At 47.6% G+C, this 16,744-nt stretch carries 15 protein-coding genes; all 15 read right to left on the reverse strand.

All coding sequences use genetic code 11. The features are described from left to right. Positions 1-102: 102 nt before the first annotated feature. Positions 103-939, reverse strand: a complete 837-nt coding sequence (locus A8708_RS09890; RefSeq protein ID WP_082927400.1) for a tetratricopeptide repeat protein — start codon at positions 937-939, stop codon at positions 103-105. Between the two features lie 177 nt (positions 940-1,116). Then, positions 1,117-2,304 carry an anhydro-N-acetylmuramic acid kinase gene (locus tag A8708_RS09895; RefSeq protein WP_068663308.1) on the reverse strand — a complete coding sequence of 396 codons (1,188 nt, stop codon included), beginning with the start codon at positions 2,302-2,304 and terminating at the stop codon, positions 1,117-1,119. A 190-nt stretch (positions 2,305-2,494) separates the two neighbouring features. Further along, positions 2,495-3,565 (reverse strand): serine hydrolase domain-containing protein, encoded by a 1,071-nt coding sequence (locus tag A8708_RS09900; RefSeq protein ID WP_068663309.1) that lies wholly within the window; start codon positions 3,563-3,565, stop codon positions 2,495-2,497. Positions 3,566-3,939: 374 nt separating this feature from the next. Next, complete coding sequence (gene nagZ, locus A8708_RS09905) at positions 3,940-5,562, reverse strand: beta-N-acetylhexosaminidase (RefSeq protein ID WP_068663310.1); 1,623 nt, start codon at positions 5,560-5,562, stop codon at positions 3,940-3,942. 212 nt (positions 5,563-5,774) lie between these two features. Next, entirely contained in the window at positions 5,775-5,909 is a 135-nt protein-coding gene (locus A8708_RS36760; protein WP_275667873.1) for a hypothetical protein, read from the reverse strand. 53 nt (positions 5,910-5,962) lie between these two features. Beyond that, positions 5,963-6,874: an N-acetylglucosamine kinase gene (locus A8708_RS09910; protein WP_068663311.1), complete on the reverse strand. Its 912-nt coding sequence runs from the start codon at positions 6,872-6,874 to the stop codon at positions 5,963-5,965. Between the two features lie 35 nt (positions 6,875-6,909). Continuing rightward, positions 6,910-8,049 (reverse strand): exo-beta-N-acetylmuramidase NamZ family protein, encoded by a 1,140-nt coding sequence (locus tag A8708_RS09915; RefSeq protein ID WP_068663312.1) that lies wholly within the window; start codon positions 8,047-8,049, stop codon positions 6,910-6,912. A gap of 106 nt (positions 8,050-8,155) precedes the next feature. Next, complete coding sequence (locus A8708_RS09920) at positions 8,156-8,860, reverse strand: PIG-L deacetylase family protein (protein ID WP_068663313.1); 705 nt, start codon at positions 8,858-8,860, stop codon at positions 8,156-8,158. Next, positions 8,860-9,828 (reverse strand): GNAT family N-acetyltransferase, encoded by a 969-nt coding sequence (locus A8708_RS09925; protein WP_068663314.1) that lies wholly within the window; start codon positions 9,826-9,828, stop codon positions 8,860-8,862. Before A8708_RS09925 ends, A8708_RS09920 begins: the two co-directional genes overlap by 1 nt. A gap of 25 nt (positions 9,829-9,853) precedes the next feature. Next, positions 9,854-10,714 carry a carbohydrate ABC transporter permease gene (locus A8708_RS09930; RefSeq protein WP_068663315.1) on the reverse strand — a complete coding sequence of 287 codons (861 nt, stop codon included), beginning with the start codon at positions 10,712-10,714 and terminating at the stop codon, positions 9,854-9,856. A 16-nt stretch (positions 10,715-10,730) separates the two neighbouring features. Next, entirely contained in the window at positions 10,731-11,633 is a 903-nt protein-coding gene (locus tag A8708_RS09935; RefSeq protein WP_068663316.1) for a carbohydrate ABC transporter permease, read from the reverse strand. A gap of 90 nt (positions 11,634-11,723) precedes the next feature. After that, entirely contained in the window at positions 11,724-13,160 is a 1,437-nt protein-coding gene (locus tag A8708_RS09940; RefSeq protein WP_068663317.1) for an ABC transporter substrate-binding protein, read from the reverse strand. A 67-nt stretch (positions 13,161-13,227) separates the two neighbouring features. Beyond that, on the reverse strand, positions 13,228-14,142 hold the full coding sequence (gene murQ, locus A8708_RS09945; RefSeq protein WP_068663318.1) for an N-acetylmuramic acid 6-phosphate etherase: 915 nt from the start codon (positions 14,140-14,142) through the stop codon (positions 13,228-13,230). Between the two features lie 178 nt (positions 14,143-14,320). Further along, positions 14,321-15,187, reverse strand: coding sequence for a MurR/RpiR family transcriptional regulator (locus A8708_RS09950; protein ID WP_068663319.1), 867 nt, complete (start codon positions 15,185-15,187; stop codon positions 14,321-14,323). Positions 15,188-15,679: 492 nt separating this feature from the next. Next, on the reverse strand, positions 15,680-16,564 hold the full coding sequence (rarD, locus tag A8708_RS09955) for an EamA family transporter RarD (protein ID WP_068663320.1): 885 nt from the start codon (positions 16,562-16,564) through the stop codon (positions 15,680-15,682). Positions 16,565-16,744 lie beyond the last annotated feature (180 nt).

Raw genomic sequence — 16,744 nt, forward strand, 5'->3', positions numbered from 1 at the left:
GGTAAAATGAAACGACTTGACCTTAGGCAGCGTGCCTCAATCCAACAAACAAAGCCCGTTCGAGTTTCATCACTCTAACGGGCTCTTTTTTACACCTTCCGCCTACTCCTTATCCTTATGCTCAACCTCACCTTCACCTAACTCACTTGCAAATAAGGCAATATCCTCTTTCGTTAAAGGGGTTACAAGAGCAAGTTCTTTGCCTAAAGCCGTTTCTATCTGCTCCCGAGCCGCTTCGGTTTGCCCAAGTTGCTGAAGTGTTCGCGCATAGTAGTAATACGACTCCGCGTGTTTAGGCGTTTTGGCTACTACTTTTGTATACATCTCAGCGGCTTCATCCAGACGACCGAGCATATAATAGTTTTGTGCTAGATTATCCATAATCGTTATATCACTGTCGTTATAAGCATAGGCCTCGAGATTATAGGCAAGTGCGGTTTCCAAGTCTCCCTGCAAAATTTGAAAGTACCCATAATTCCCATACACCAACGTGTTCTTAACTTCATTGGCTAACTCCTCCAACATGCTTAAAGCTTCATCCCGCTTGCCTTTCAACCAATACACGGTTGCCACATTGAGTTTCGCTTGTATACGGATATCGGAAGCTTTGGCTGATTGCAGCACTTCTTCGAACATTTGCTCAGCCTTGGCAAGATCACCTGTCTTCATTAACAGATAGCCATAGCCAATCTGATGTTTCGGCAGAAAGGCCTTGGAGTCATACGCCTTCTCCATCCAAATCAACGCTTGCGCACGATCACCCCTCATATAAGCTAGATTGCCTCTTTGCGCGTACATAGCTGATCGGTTTACGTAAACGAAATACCCAAGAATAGCTAAGATCGCAGCTACCCCAACGATCCAATTCACTTGGAACCCCATAATAATGATGACGATGACAAGGATTAGCTTAAGAATACTCTTGAGAATAGGCGGCATGCATACATCTCTCCTTTACAACTCTAGTAAGTTAGGAATATTGTAACAAAAAAGTAGGCATTTCTCCTAACCAAAATGAGAAAACCTCTAATCGAGGCGGCCATCCCATGATGAGCAACTTCGTTTCGAGGTGGAGAGGCATGTGTCTATACAAATGACTTCGGGCGCAAGCAGCGTCTACGGCAACGCTAATTTCCCTAGGATCGTGGGTCTTTCTGCTCCTGTCGCCGCAGGAACATTGTTTGGTTCTCCTTGAATGAATGCATTGCCGAGCAGGGCAAACAATATCGCTTCCTTCGCATCACAGGAAATGCCCAATTCATCCGACATGAGAATGGTCTGCGCTGGCAGCAGTTCTCCAAGCATACGAAGCAGTGTGCGATTATGCGCACCGCCCCCACTCACAATCACTTCCGCAATGTCGCTGTGAGGCAAAATATATTCCTGATACCCACGAGCAATCGTATGTGCGGTAAATGCGGTCGCCGTCGCCACGATATCTGCGTGCGATACACCCTGCGATAGCGCCGTTGCCAGCCATGCCGACGCATACGCTTTGCCGAACATTTCGCGGCCTGTTGTCTTCGGAGGCGGTTCTTGGAAATAAGGATGCGCAAGCATGTCCGCAAGCAATTCGTTATGGACTTTACCTTGCGCGGCCCAATCACCATTGGCATCGTAAGAAAGCTCTCCTGCAGATAGCTCATACACAACCTGATCCATCACCATATTGCCTGGGCCGGTGTCAAAAGCGATCATTCCGCCATCCGCTTTAACGGACGGCAGTGCTGTGCAGTTGCCGATTCCGCCTATGTTTTGAAGGATTCGGCCTTTCTCCGCATCTCTGAACATCAGATCGTCGCCATAAGGTACAAGCGGTGCGCCTTGGCCACCTACGGCCATATCTGCCGTCCTGAAATCGCCGACAACCGGTTTGCCTGTTCGTTTGGCAATCACGGATAAATCCCCGATTTGCAGCGTCGATTTGGGGAGAAAACGATCATCTTCATCCGCTACCGGGATATGCCAGATCGTCTGCCCATGCGTCGATATCAGATCGATGTCATCCATGTCCATGTTGGCTGCCTGGGCTGTTTGGAGGATTGCATCTGCGAAACGCTCCGCAATGGCGAAATTCATCCCACATACTTGTGCAACATCGGAATGCTCTATCGTACATAATCGCTTCAGCTTTTCCCGCATCTCTTCATCGAAAGGCAGACTCTCAAAGTGAAGCAGCTTGATGTTCGTCTCTGCACCTCGGCCCGCTATGTGGACAATAGCGACATCAATGCCGTCCAAGGAAGTGCCAGACATGAGGCCCGCTATCGTTAAGGAAGTTTTATTCAATAGTGTACGAAGCATGTTAACTATCCCCATTCTTATCAGTTACTTAAGACATAATACGGTTGGATGGTATTTCCAGATGGCGACTACTCTATACTGGCTAATGCGATCTACGCAAATGGCATTGAGAAAATGAAGAAGAGCCGCCTCATCAGCGGAGCATCAGGGAGCCTCCCGTTTGGGAGGCTCTATTTTATTTTCACAAAAATTAGTTGGATTGCGCGAGAATGAGATTGTGCAGCCTTGGCCGCATCTGCAAGATGTGGTCCGTTCGCCCAAAGTGAACCCGATTCGTAAGTAAAATGACTTGCAGATCCCCCTCAGGCTCGAACAATAGGCTTGTTCCTGTAAAACCCGTGTGCCCGAAGGCTCCTTCCGATGCATAGTCGCCACTAAACTGGAAGCTGTTCGGATTTCTCAGCAACCAGCCGAGACCTCGAAATTCTTGAGTGTACGGCGTAAAATTGCGCGATGACAGCTCGATGGCAGCGCTGGAAATAAGTCGTCGCCCCTTAAAGACGCCCTTCTGCCGAATCATTTCAGCGAAATTAGCTAAATCATGCACTGTTGAGAATAACCCTGCGTGACCGCTTACGCCTTGCATGAGCTCCGCTTTTTCATCGTGAACAAGACCTGCCTTGTAGGCTTGATGGTGTTCCGAGAACTCGGTCACGGCATAGCGCGATGGCTCGAAGTTCGGACAAAACCCTGTTTCAGACATCTCAAGCGGTTCATATAGCTCCCTTTTGAGATAGGTAGCAAACGCTTCACCCGTCACAATTTCAATGATCAGGTAGAGTACAATCATGCCAATGTCACTATATGCGACTTTTGTTCCCGGGGGATGGAGTGGCTGTTCATCCAAGATGAGATCCACCAATTCGTCGCGGGAGAGATGCATCTTTGTTTTTATGCCAGGAATATCCGCCCTCAGGCCCGATGAATGTGTAAGCAAATGCACGATCCGAATGGGTTCTTCTTGCAGGCACCGAAATTGCGGTAAAAAGATACCAATTGGATCAGCCAAAGATAGTTTCCCTTGATCTATTAATTGAAGCACCGCCGGGAGTGTAGCAACCACTTTGGTCAGCGAAGCCAAATCAAAAACCGTATCCACGCTCATCGGAGCAGCTTCCGGATACGAAACTCGGCTCCCATAGGCTTGCTTCATTATTTCCGCACCTCGATGTGCGATATATAGGACCGCCCCAGGAAGATGTCCTGCGGCAATTTCTTGTTCGATGAAGTTGCTTATCTGAGCGACATCCCAGTTGGACATGGTGGTTGAGCTCCCTTCATTGTGTTGCTTTGATATCGACTAAAAGAGCCTATGAATGCGCAGATAGTCGACTTAGTCCACTATCTCTCCCTGGATAGTGCTGCTGGCTGAGACGTAAGTCGAAATAGTCGACTTACAGACCTCCACTGGCCCATTTAGTCAGGAATTACCCACCTAATCCACTTAACGCGACTGTAAAATCTAAATTAGTCCTAAAAAACCTAACTAAATTAACCAAAACCAGGCTTACACAAGGATAATGGTTAATTAGTTCGGCAAAATCGGACTATTGGCCATTCTACGTGCGAAATCCTCGATTTAAGTCGGAAAAATCGGACTAAATGCAGCTGTCTCCCATGAAAATCTAAAGTGAATCAATTCCCGTTCGTCCATCTCCAGCCTGCCGAGTAGTCCGCGCCAAGCGACACCGGCAAACGGCCTTCCGGTGTCACAAGGCCCAGAAGAGCACGCGCCGTGCTGCGCAGCGCCAGCGGTCGGCTCTCGTAGGCCGCGACGAACGTCGCTACGTCCGGGAACTCCAGCAGGTCGTACGGCACGCGAAGCGCGACAACGACCAGCGGCTTGCCGAGCGCTTGCAGCTCGCGCACCAGCGCGACCTGCGCAGGATGGAATCGGGCGTTGTACGTCCCGATAACGATCTGCTCCGCGGTCGCCGCTTCCGCAAGCACCGCTGCGCGGAGCTCGCTCACCTGCGCAAGCGGTAGCACGCGGTCGAGCACGTCCAGGCCGTGCTCGTCCAGCGCAGCGCCCAAGCTTGCGGCGCCGGCGTACGCTTCGTCGACGCCCGACGAAACGGCCGCGGCCACGGTGACCACGAGCGTCCGCACGCGCGGCAGCGGCAGCAGCATCTGCTCGTCTTTGACGAGCGTGATGCTCGCCTCGCTGAGGCGCGCGGCGACCGCGCAATGCGCCGCGGTCCCGACCTCAAGCGCAGCCTCTTTGCGAGGCTGCTCCGCAATTACCCCGCGCCGCGCTTTCAGCGCGAGCAAGCGCCGCACCGAAGCATCGATTTGCGCTTCGGCAACACGCCCTTCGCGCACAGCTTGCTCGATCGCCGCTATAGCGCCAACCTGCAGATCACGACGATGGCTGATCAACACCAGATCAGCCCCTGCTTCAACCGCCATGACGGCAGCGGCAACCGTGCCATAATGCTCGGCTATGGCGTTCATCTCCATACAATCGGTCATGATGACGCCTTCAAAGCCAAGTTCCTCTCTAAGCAATCCAGTTAGCACTGTTTTGGAAAGTGTAACCGGCAGCTTGCTAGGCTCTAAAGCTGGGAAATAAATATGCGAGGACATAATCGCATCGACTCCACCTTTAATTGCCTCAATGAATGGTACGAGCTCCACAGCGCGAATGCGCTCTTCATCATGTGTTATCGTAGGCAAATCCAGATGCGAGTCCGTATTCGTGTCCCCATGACCAGGGAAATGCTTCGCCGTCGCAACAACGTTGGCATCTTGGAAACCTCGTACAGCCTCCCGGCCATATTGAGCGACTTTCTCCGCTGACTCACCGAAGGACCGCACACCAATGACTGGATTATCCGGGTTATTATTCACATCCAGATCTGGCGCAAAGTTCAGATTAATACCGAGCGTGCGCAGTTCTGTACCAGAAATAAAGGCGGCTTCATATGCTCCTTCTGGACCACCATCCCCCGCAGCCAATGCCATCGACCCAGGCATGAGCGCAACGCCTTCGGTAATCCGAGCTACCATGCCACCTTCTTGATCAATGGAAATCCACAGTGGCAATGTGCCATTACGCTCCGCAATCGCCTGCAAATTGCCGGATAACTCAGCAATCTGCTCCGTATTCTGTACATTCCGGGCAAAGTAAATAACACCACCAATACGTTGTTCCGCAATTAGCGTTTCCAGCGACTCCGACGGTTCCGTTCCTTCAAAACCGCAAAGAAGCATCTGCCCGATTTTCTCCTGCAGCGACATGTCCTGAATTTCTCTCATCTTTACTACCATCCCTTGTTACATAAGTGTGTGCGTGTTGTGTATTGTGTATTGTGTATTGTGTGTTCTGTGTTCTGTGTTCTGTGTTCTGTGTTCTGTGTTCTGTGTTCTGTGTTCTGTGTTCTGTGTTCTGTGTTCTGTGTTCTGTTTACGTGTTATGTGTTGTGCATGTAGCACCTGCGTACGCGATGTGCATCCTACTTTTCTACGTATTATGCCTGTCTTGCCTGTGCCTGCGCTGTGTGTCTTGCCTGTCTTGCCTGTGTCTGCGCTGTGTGTCTTGCCTGTCTTGCCTGTCTTGCCTGTGTCTGCGCTGCCTGTCTTGCCTGTCTTTCCTGTGTCCGCACTTTGTGTCTTGCCTATCGTATCCCTGCATGCGTATATCTCTATCTACCTGCCACTACAAACGATTAAACGCCATAAGAGCGGCACCGCTAGCAGCATCTCTCTTCGGTGTTATGCAGGTCATGGCTGGATAACGTTCTTTCAGCAACGCAACAAACGTTGTTTGTATGAAGCTATTCTTCAGCAGCGCGCTTCCTGCCATAGCAAGAACACCGTCCTGCATGGACAGTTTTTCAGCTACAGGTAGGGCTAGTTCGAGCAGCGAGCGTGCACTTTTGTCGGCAATGGCCAGTGCTGCTTCGTCCCCAAGCTCACACGCCCTTGATAAAATAGGCGCCAATGCTGCGATATCCTTCTTATTCGTCTGTTTGTCATAGACAAACCGGATAATTTGTTCAATCGATGTCATGCCTAATTGCTCAAACACCATTCCCGCAACGACAGTCGCAGGCAACCGCCCATCATGAGCCCGCACGACGGCAGACAACAGATCTCTTCCAATACTGTAACCACTGCCCTCATCATCAATGAGATAGCCGTAGCCGCCAGCGCGATGCGTGGCACCCTCTTCATTTTTGCCATAACAAATCGAACCTGTTCCTGCAATCAAAATAATCCCCAGTTCCCGGTTATGCGCGCCGCAGAGTGCCGTATCTTGGTCACCGGTTATGAACAGCGGTCCCTCATAGCCGCTTGCGCGTACACTCGCTTCCAAACGCTCCGAGACCGTTGGATTGCTAACGCCAGCAGCCCCGATGCATACTTGCGCGCAATGATGAAGTCCATCGCATACGCGATCAATCGTCCGGAAGATCTCCGCCAGACTGGCCCCAACACTCGCCTCGTCCTGCCCATTATAATTAATAGCCCCTGATGTAAACGTGTGAACCTCATTACCGCTATCATCGACGATGGTAACTGCGGTCTTCGTGCCTCCGCCATCAAGTCCCACTGCATATCGCTTCATCTATGAACGTCACCTCCTCATACCTCTAATTCCCTCTAGTACAGATGGTATTGTTGCTTTCTTCGAGCAAATTCATTGCTCTCCTCACGGAATTGTTCTAGCAGGGCTGGAACGTTAACCTCAGCCTCACGATAATAGCTTCCGCCGCCAAGCAAATCAATAAACGGTCTTGAGCCCTCTCTCAAGGGGGGCAAGAATGAAAATTGCTCATATTTGTTACGAATCGTATACATCAGTGTAACGCCAATATCGATTGGCCGAACCGCACGGCTGTCGAGCACATGAATTTGCACGCCTGCGCATTGTTCTCCCTGAAATTTGGAAAATGACGGCTTAAAATACACGGGACGGAACACGACGCCTGGCATCTGTTTCGCATTCATTTCATCGGCTAACTCCTGTGCATGAATGAACGGGGCACCCACAATCTCAAACGGGGCTGTCGTTCCTCTGCCTTCGGACAGATTCGTTCCTTCAATAATACATGTGCCGGGGTACAGCACCACTGTCTCAAATCGCGGAATACCGATGGATGGCATAATCCACGGACGTCCCGTTTCCGGGAAGAGCATATTCCGGTCCCAGCCTTCACATCGTACAACATGCAGCTTGCCGTTCCACCCCTTCTCATCGTTTGCCATCAGCGCGACCTCACCAGGCGTCATGCCATAACGAACACTAAGCGGGTAGTTGCCGACAAAAGATTCAAAGCCGCTTTGCAGCACATTGCCCTCAACCGTTACCCCATCCAGCGGATTGATGCGATCCAGCACCACGAATTCTTTCCCAGCCTGCGCACAGTCTTCTAAAGCATAAAGCATCGTATAAAGAAACGTATAATAACGGGTTCCTACATCTTGGATATCGTAGACAATGATGTCGACCTCATCCAGCATTTCCTGGGTTAAACGTTTGGAATCCCTCCGATACAAGCTATAAACGGGAACTTCTGTCTGCGGATCCACATAGGTGTCAACAAGCGCACCTGCTGCTAGATCGCCTCGAACGCCATGCTCTGGCGAAAACAACGCCACGAGATTGAACTTCTCATGGAAGATTTGTATCGTAGATACAAAATCCTTGTTTAAACCCGTAGGTGCCGTAATCAGCCCTACCCGTTTACCCGTGAACAAGTGAGCATACTTATCTATACAATCGATACCATTGAAGATCATCGTTGTCTCCCCCATAGATGCCTTGATTTGAAAATGACTGCAACAAGCTCAAGCCTCGTTACAGTCATTGGTATGCATTTATTTCATTAAGTTTTATAAATTCCTATTATAATTCCGATTGGCGAACCCGCATTGTTTCTTCTGGCACCATGAACGTCTGCGCATATTCTTTTCTCGCTTCAAGACCGCGTACACGCATTAGATGCTTGTAATACTCCAAGTATTGGAATGATTTGCTGCCCGTCACGAACCAATGTGTCGAAACCGCCTTCACCCAGAGATCAAACGCCTCTTTCGGATAATCGACATAGACATAGGGAACGTAATCAACAGCATCCTCCCAGTTCTCAGCGTAATACAATTTAGCAGCAAAGTGTGCGGGCTTCTCTCTCTCAAACGAAGCTAGCCCAGCGAAAAAGCGCGCATCATTCACAATGCGATGAGTCGTCATATGATCCTTATGCATGCTATTTTTCCAATGTGTAATGATCACGTTCGGTTTCACCTCGCGAATGACATCGCATACCCGATAGCGCATTTCTTCGTTATCTTGCAGTTCACCGTCTGGAATGTCAAAGACGATGGACTCCCCGCCAAGCATCTCGGCAAAGGTTCTGGCCTCATTCACTTTCTGCACACGATATTCCTTCATGTCTTGTCCAGCAGGAACACCACGTTCCCCTGCTGTTAACGCCAAGGTAACAATTCGGTCACCCTTCAAAGAATGGTGGGCTAATACGCCGCCTGCTGTTAATTCCGCATCTCCGACGTGACCTCCGATAGCTAGAATGGTCAATTTTGGCTCGCTCATTAGGCAAACTCCCTTCTCATGACAGCAAAATGTTTCACCGTTTGAAAACCTGCTCGTTCATAAATGCGGATGGCTGGGTTCGACATCCCCGTGAATAGCGACATGTATTCGGTTCCAATTTCCTTAAATGCTTCGCATAGCTTATAAAATAAAAGACTGCCTAAGCCATGTCCCTCATGGTCAGGAAGCACACCGATACCAGCAAAATACCCTCGTCCATTCGCTTGGCGAATGACGGGTCCTGCGAAGCCAATAACCTTGCCTCCATGGGCTGCAATGACAACAGGAATACCCCGCGCCGTCGCGCCACCGATCTCCTTTTGCCATAACGGATTCCCGAAGCCCTCCAGCATATCTTCCACGCCAACGTGCTTGCCCGGGTCGAACCTCTCGATGGTGTACCCTTCGGCACCCGCTTTCGCTTCTTTCACGCGATATTCGCCAGGCATCGTAAATGCTGACAAATGGAGATACATGGCGCATTGCTGCGCACGTTCGAGATACCCTGCTCCAAGGAGAAATGTATATAACTTGCTCTCCACCAGTACACCCGGAGCATTATTATGCTCATGCTTAGGTGTATTCGGGATATACCACGGCAATAGCATGGGGTTGAAAAAGAGAACATCGGCTTGCCCCTTGCCCAGTTGTTTAAAACGGTCTTCCAAAGCAGTTAATAGTATTAAATAATTGTCATCGGTGTCATAACCGCTAGCCAACACGATACATGTGATATATCCGGCTGCATCGCCAAGGGGGAGATCATCCCCCGTACATCCACAGGCAAATCCGATAACCACATCATTTTCAAGTAAAAGGAATGTATTTTCCTTGTCCCAATAGGGGTTCCCCGCAAAAATCTCATCAAAGCTTTGCTCTGTAAGTTCCTTATAGCCATCCTTCACCGCGGCATCATTCCATAACGCGATAACGGCTTGCTGATACGAAGCATCCCAAGTTATGAGCATGCTGCTGCCTCCTTTTGACCCGAAACTAGCCCTTCACCGCACCTACGGTAACACCTTCTAAGAAGTATCTTTGTAGGCTGAAGAACAAGATAAACATCGGCAACGCTGAAATCGTAGCCCCTGCCATCATCGGCGCAATGTACGTCGTGTTGGCAAAACGGAAGTTCTTTAGTCCAACCTGAATCGTCTGCATCTCCATCGTGTTCGTAACGAGAAGCGGCCAGAAGAACGTGTTCCAGCTATCCATAAAGGTCAGAATCGCCATAACGGCCATAACCGTTTTGGATAGAGGTAGAATGATTCGGAGATAAATTTGGAATTGGCTGCATCCTTCGATCTTGGCACTTTCCATAATCTCGTTCGGAATGCTGCTCATGAATTGCTTTGCCAAGAAAATGTTATATACGGTTACTAGCCCCGGCATAATTAACGCACTGTACGTATCTTGCAAATGAAATACGTTGACAACTAGAATGTACAAGGGAACTTGTGTCACTTGGTAAGGGATCATCATGGACATCAATAACAATCCGAACAGGAAGCCTCTTCCCCTGAAGCGCAGCTTCGAGAAGGCATATCCCGCCATACTAGCGAAGATCACGTTCGACACCGTTACCGTTACTGCCACGATGAGTGAATTCAATAACCAGCGATAGGAGTATTCACTGTAGTCAAAGAAGAACTTAAAGGAAGCAAAGGAAACTTTGGTCGGGAAGATTGAATAACTGACTGCGCCAGCCTCTACCGGATCTCCGAGTGACGAAATGAACATAAAGTAAATCGGGAAAATCGTCGCCAGAGCAAAAAGAAGAAGGGCGATAAAAATAATGGAGTTGCGAATTGTTTTCACTTTTGGATTGCCTGCATGATTGCTATATAAAGACATTTTTTATCCCCCTTTCTTAATACTCGACGTCTTTTCCTGCGTATTTAAATTGAATAACCGATATTACTGCTATGATGACGGCTAGAATCAGAGATTGTGCCGCTGCTTTGCCAAATTCGAAATACGTAAATGCATTGTTGAAGATGAGTAACCCCACCATCGTCGTTGCATTGTTAGGTCCGCCACCTGTCATGAGATAAGCGTTCTGAAACACCTGGAAGGAACCGATCACACCTGTTACTAGCAGGAATAGGGTTGCTGGTTTAAGACTAGGAACGACGATATGCCACAGCTTCTGGAGAAAATTAGCGCCATCAATCTCAGCAGCTTCATAATACGTATCATCAATTCCGAGCAAGCCGGCCAAATAAATAATGATGCTGGTCCCATGACTGGACAACCAGGACATCAATACCAATGAAAACATAGCTGTTTTACTAGAACCCAGCCAGTTCTGATTCTCAAAGCCAAAGAAATGAATCAATTGATTCAGAATTCCACCCTCTAGAGGATCGAAAATCCATAGCCAAACAACAGATAAAGCAACACCTGAAGCGACAACTGGCAAATAGTAAATCCCCTTAAAAAAGGACTGTGTTTTCTTGCGAAGCGGTAGAATCAAGATGGCAATCGCCATCGAGATAAATAGGTTAACCGGTACGGTCAATACCGTATACACAAGCGTATTCTTCATAGCTTGCCAGAACAGACCATCCTTCAATGAGCTTGCATAGTTATCAAAGCCGACATAGGTGGAGCCTAGTGGTTTGTACTTCTGCAAACTTATGATGAACGCGCTTACGACCGGGTAGGCTGTGAACATGGCAAATACAACTAAGGACACAGCAATAAAGATATATCCCCAGGCGCCATCTCCCTTAATTCTTTTTCGCTTTATCGACTTCGCCATTACTGCCATACGATTCAACCCTCTTTTCACAACTTGCTTAAAATGATTCGGATAGTCGTGCAATGAGCTGCCTGACTATCCGAGGATTATGCCATATTCTTAGTCTTTAACGATTCCATCAGCACCGAAGGCAGCAATGGCAGCAGTTTTAACAGCTTCATACATCGCTTCAGGTGTAACTTCACCTGCGATTAGCCCTTGGAATTTAGGAACGATGACCTCTGTTTCTAGCTTGATTGCTTTAGCAGACAACTCAGATGGAATGTCAGAGCGAGCTGGCGTTGCATTTTTAAGCATGTTATCTACCGCTGCAACGTTGTCAGGGTTTCTGTCAATTTTCATGTTAGCTGCTTCTTTTTTAGCGCTTTGTGTAATATGTGCCGCGAACAAATCGTTGTTCGTCGTTGCAGCAACTTTACCGCTAGCTAGGAAGTATGCGGCTTTCACGACATTTGCTTTGTGTTCTGCAGTCGGTTCTTTCTTACCGCGGAACGTCATGTAACCATCAACAACAGTTGCAGCTGAAGGCTTCGCTCCTTGGAACGTTGGTGCTGGTAGTACGATGTAGTCAACCGGAATACTGTCTTTAACCGCGGAACCATCAGCCGCTTTAATCTTCGCATTATTCGTTTTTGCAGAGTTCTCGAATGTTGCAAGACCTTTACCTGTGATCATCGTTTGTCCGGTCAAGAACATGTTCCAACGTTTACCCGCATCAACAGAGCTAAGCTCTTTCGGCATGGAACCGTCGTCGATCAAGGCACGAAGATCTTTCAGCAAGCCTAAGTAATTTTTGCTAGTATACGCATATTTCAAATCTTTATTAAACGCATGCGGCATGCCTGCATTTTTGGCCATAATCCCTAGGTAATCTACAGCGGCTACACCTTTAACCGCGAATACGAAGCCATATCTCGTCTTCCCATTCTCCGTAACTACGCCTTTTTTGATCGCATCGCGGAATTCTGTGTAAGTCCAGCCATTTGTCTGTACTTTTTTCCAATCAATGCCGGCTTTCTCTAAGAACTCTTTGTTACCGCCAAGTGCATGAACTTCCATATAGGCTGGGAAGCCGTACAAGCCTTTGCCGTTCTTCATATATTCAAGTGGAGCTTTATCGTAATCGTTAATCATTTCCGGCGTTGCAGTGCTCGTAATATCCATCAACAAGCCTTGTTCGATATACTTCGGAATGCCATCAGAACCACCAAAAGCGATATCCGGCGGGCTGCCTGCATTCACTTGTGTATCTAGCTTTTGTTTCACATCTTCCCAGCTAGCTGGTTCGATTTTCAAGGTAAGATTGGGATAAAGCGCCGTGAAATCTTTGGAAATTTGCTCAAAATTCTTCTGATAGTTCGGTGAAACGGGAGGAAGCAAAGCTGTGATCGTGTCTTTCGCAGTGCTGGCTGTAGCTGCAGGAGCTGCAGAACCTGCTGGTGTAGTTGTTTCTTTCGTACCAGAATTACTGCCACAAGCTGTTAGTGCCATTGTTAAAGCTACAACAGAAGCTAATACGGGCATTTTTCTTTTCATGAAAAACAAACCTCCTAGGTTAGGGATCCTTGATTACAATCAAGTCTCTCCTTTTGTTTTAAAATGATTAAACAACTTTTACAAAGGTACGTATGGCTCTCTTCAAACTACCCTCACACTGTTCTAATGCATCGATCGCTTCCTTCACTTCCATGCCGGTTTTAATCATCATAATGGCAAGTTTACAGTTCATGGACGCTTTCTCAAGATGGGCAATCGCTGTGGATTCATCCACTCCCGTCGCTATTCGAATGATACGAATAGAGCGATCGTACAACTTAATATTACTAGCCTTCATGTCGACCATGAGATTGTTATACGTCTTACCAAGCTTAACCATTGTTCCTGTAGTCAGCATGTTAAGGACCAGCTTCTGTGCTGTACCCGCCTTCAGACGAGTAGATCCCATAATAACTTCCGGCCCAACTACTGGTGCGATGCATACATCTGTAACAGCTACCAATTTGGAATTCTTGTTATTCACGACACCAATCGTTGCCGCACCAATTTCTTTCGCTTTCTTCAAGCAAGCAATAACGAATTGTGCACTTCCGCTGGCTGTAATCCCAATTACCGCATCCTTATCTGTTACTCCGCATCGTTCAATGAGGGCGACCCCCTCCTCAGCGTTGTCTTCAAAACCTTCCACTGCTGTTCGCAGTGCCCCATCGCCACCGGCGATATGACCTTGCACCAACAGGGGATCAATGCCAAAGGTTGGAGGACATTCAGATGCATCAAGCACACCGAGTCTGCCAGAAGAACCAGCTCCTACGTAGAGCATCCTGCCACCGTTTTTGAGAACTCCATGCAAAATATCAACCGCTTTCACGATCTGTGATATCTCGGCTCCGACTGCTGCTGGAACCAATGCATCCTGTTCGTTCATCATTCGGAGCATTTGCTCTGTTGAACTTTCGTCAATTGTCTGTGTCTTATCATTAATCTCTTCCGTAGTTAAACCCGATAGATACTCATCCATAGCTGCTGTCCTCCTGCCTGCTGTACTCTTTACCTGTCTTATACTAACGAAAAATTTCAACTTGGTCAATACTTTTTGAAATTTTATTTTACAGTAAAATAAAATATTGATTTTTTATTTCTTACATTTCGACAAAAAAACGACGCCTGAAAGGACATCGTTAGTGTGTTCGTAACATTTATCTTCTATGCTTGGAGCTGGCAATAATATCGTGTGTCTTGGCCAAATACTTCTTCACATGCTTATATTCGCTGCTCGCTACCCCTGCAAAAAGGATATCGATGACCGTCAACATCGCAATGCGCGAACCCATGGCGCCGCTTCGAATCGTGACTTCCGGTGTCGAAATGCTAAGAACGATATTCGCATTGTCCGCTAAAGCGCTTTTATTATACTTCGTAATAGCTATGATTGTGGCGCCGTTCTTCTTGGCGATCTCGAGCGTATCTAGAATTTCAATCGTGCTGCCCGAATTGGAAATGAAAATCGCGACGTCACCTTTCCCAAGCAGGGTGGCTGCAGTCAGTTGACTATGACCATCTGTGTACGTGTGGCACATCTTATTGATGCGTGAGAATTTCTGCTCAGCGTCCATGCCAACTAGACCCGAAGCACCGATGCCGAAGAATACAATGCGATTGCAAGAGACCAGTACTTTGACTGCGCGGGCAATTTCATTGCGATCAATAACACTGAGCGTATCTTCAATGGATTTGCTATTATTATGCGAAATGTTGGAGATAATCGTAGAGAGATCATCTCCAGGTTGAATATCGGTGTACTGGTCCTTCTGCTCCTCATCCATCGATCCCAGCGAAGCTGAAATACTCACGATAAAGTTACGGTAGCCCTTATACCCCATTGTTTTGCAAAAGCGCAGGACAGATGCATCACTCGTTTTGGTGAATTGCGCGAGGCTCTTAATCGAGAGATGTGGAATCTCCTCCACATGGTCTAATATATACTCAGCCACTAACTTCTCCACGGGCGTTAGGCTGTCTTTCATATCACGAATTTTGATCAAAATATTATCATTTATTGACATATAGGTTCCCTACTCACCATAGATTATCCAAGCTGAAATCACCTCCATCATACGGATAATTTGGCTAAAATACAAGATGCTGATGCAAATTCATTGTAAAATTCAAGGCGATTATCGAAATTTTATTCCAATATTTACTGTTTTAATGAAATTAAATTCCATGAATTTCATCTCGTAATAGCGCAGTCCCTGAGATAGCAAAAACCCGTTCGAGAATCGCTCTCGAGCGGGGTTCTTTGCGCTATGGGCTATCTGGAAATTTAGCTGTATTTCCTCCATCTATTTTGACAGAAATAGCCTACTTTAGGGAAATAACTGGATTTTCTGCAGCTAATTTGATGGATTTTCGCCAGATCGGCTCAAATCGTCAGAAATAGCTGGAAGTTTTCCAGTTAATCGTCAGAAACAAGAAAATTCTTGGAAATTAGCTGTAGATTTTCCAGTTAATCTCATCAGGGGCCGCATGCTACAAGGGGCATATATTCGTTCACCCTATTCTGTAACTGCTACCGTTCGCGCTACCCGAATCGATGCGAATGCATAGACGATCAATGCGCTCCAGATAAAAACAAAGCTAATCATAAGCATCGGCGAAAATTGCTCTTTGAACATGAAGACGCTAAGCAGCAGCGTAATTGAAGGGCCTATGTATTGAATGAAGCCGAGCATAGACAGCGGCAATTGTGCAGCGGCTTTGGCAAACCAGAGCAGAGGCAACGCAGTGGCTGCACCTGCTAGCAGCAGCAAGATCAGCGTGATCGGCGGCAGTGTCCAAGCAGCATCCTGATGCGTTGCGAATAAGTAGATGACGTAGGCAATCGCGATAGGAAAGACGAATGCTGTCTCTCCCGCGAGACCCGTTGCGGCATCGTAGGTGACTCTCTTTTTCACCAGGCTGTATAAGCCGAAAGTAGCTGCTAATGTGAGCGACACCCACGGGAATCTGCCATAATCTAAGGTGGCAATCACAACACCGATACCTGCCAGAGCTACGGCGAGCCATTGTCTGCCCGTCGGCTTCTCACGCAAGAACAGAACCGCTAGCATAATGTTAAAAAGTGGTGTGATGTAATACCCGAGACTCGTCTCGATGACATGCCCATTATTAACGGCCCAAATAAAAATGAGCCAATTGGTGCTAATCAGAAGACTGCTTGCCCCCACGAGCAATAGGCTGGTGCGATTCGTGACGAGGCTGCGAAATTGCTGCCATTTGCCTTTACCAACGACTATCAGAATCGCCATAAAGACGAATGACCAAATCACGCGATGCGATAGTATTTCTCCAGCTTTCAACGACCCGAAAAGCTTCCAATATACAGGCAGCAAACCCCATGCAATATACGCAATAATGGCGTAGCCAAGACCTTTTTTCATCATAAAACCCTCATTTCACTTCCATGCAACACAATTCCTATAAAATTTGTCCACAGGTTAATTACTACTCTATTGTATTGTAATGTAGTGCTAGGCTTTTGTAAAAAAATAGTTTATCCCCCTAATGAGAGAATTCTCTAAATGAGAGCAGCTATGCATAAAATCGCCATAATTTTGGAT

The sequence above is a fragment of the Paenibacillus oryzisoli genome (assembly GCF_001653565.1).
Classification (GTDB): domain Bacteria; phylum Bacillota; class Bacilli; order Paenibacillales; family NBRC-103111; genus Paenibacillus_E; species Paenibacillus_E oryzisoli.

Excerpts from the sequence above, each read along its gene's own strand:
- A8708_RS09920 (WP_068663313.1), bottom strand. The coding sequence starts at position 8,860 with ATGAGCGAGCCAAAATTGACCATTCTAGCTATCGGAGGTCACGTCGGA.
- A8708_RS09925 (WP_068663314.1), bottom strand. The coding sequence starts at position 9,828 with ATGCTCATAACTTGGGATGCTTCGTATCAGCAAGCCGTTATCGCGTTA.
- A8708_RS09890 (WP_082927400.1), bottom strand. The coding sequence starts at position 939 with ATGCCGCCTATTCTCAAGAGTATTCTTAAGCTAATCCTTGTCATCGTC.
- murQ (WP_068663318.1), bottom strand. The coding sequence starts at position 14,142 with ATGGATGAGTATCTATCGGGTTTAACTACGGAAGAGATTAATGATAAG.
- A8708_RS09940 (WP_068663317.1), bottom strand. The coding sequence starts at position 13,160 with ATGAAAAGAAAAATGCCCGTATTAGCTTCTGTTGTAGCTTTAACAATG.
- A8708_RS09895 (WP_068663308.1), bottom strand. The coding sequence starts at position 2,304 with ATGCTTCGTACACTATTGAATAAAACTTCCTTAACGATAGCGGGCCTC.
- A8708_RS09910 (WP_068663311.1), bottom strand. The coding sequence starts at position 6,874 with ATGAAGCGATATGCAGTGGGACTTGATGGCGGAGGCACGAAGACCGCA.
- rarD (WP_068663320.1), bottom strand. The coding sequence starts at position 16,564 with ATGAAAAAAGGTCTTGGCTACGCCATTATTGCGTATATTGCATGGGGT.
- A8708_RS09900 (WP_068663309.1), bottom strand. The coding sequence starts at position 3,565 with ATGTCCAACTGGGATGTCGCTCAGATAAGCAACTTCATCGAACAAGAA.
- A8708_RS09935 (WP_068663316.1), bottom strand. The coding sequence starts at position 11,633 with ATGGCAGTAATGGCGAAGTCGATAAAGCGAAAAAGAATTAAGGGAGAT.
- A8708_RS09915 (WP_068663312.1), bottom strand. The coding sequence starts at position 8,049 with ATGATCTTCAATGGTATCGATTGTATAGATAAGTATGCTCACTTGTTC.
- A8708_RS09930 (WP_068663315.1), bottom strand. The coding sequence starts at position 10,714 with ATGTCTTTATATAGCAATCATGCAGGCAATCCAAAAGTGAAAACAATT.
- nagZ (WP_068663310.1), bottom strand. The coding sequence starts at position 5,562 with ATGAGAGAAATTCAGGACATGTCGCTGCAGGAGAAAATCGGGCAGATG.
- A8708_RS09950 (WP_068663319.1), bottom strand. The coding sequence starts at position 15,187 with ATGTCAATAAATGATAATATTTTGATCAAAATTCGTGATATGAAAGAC.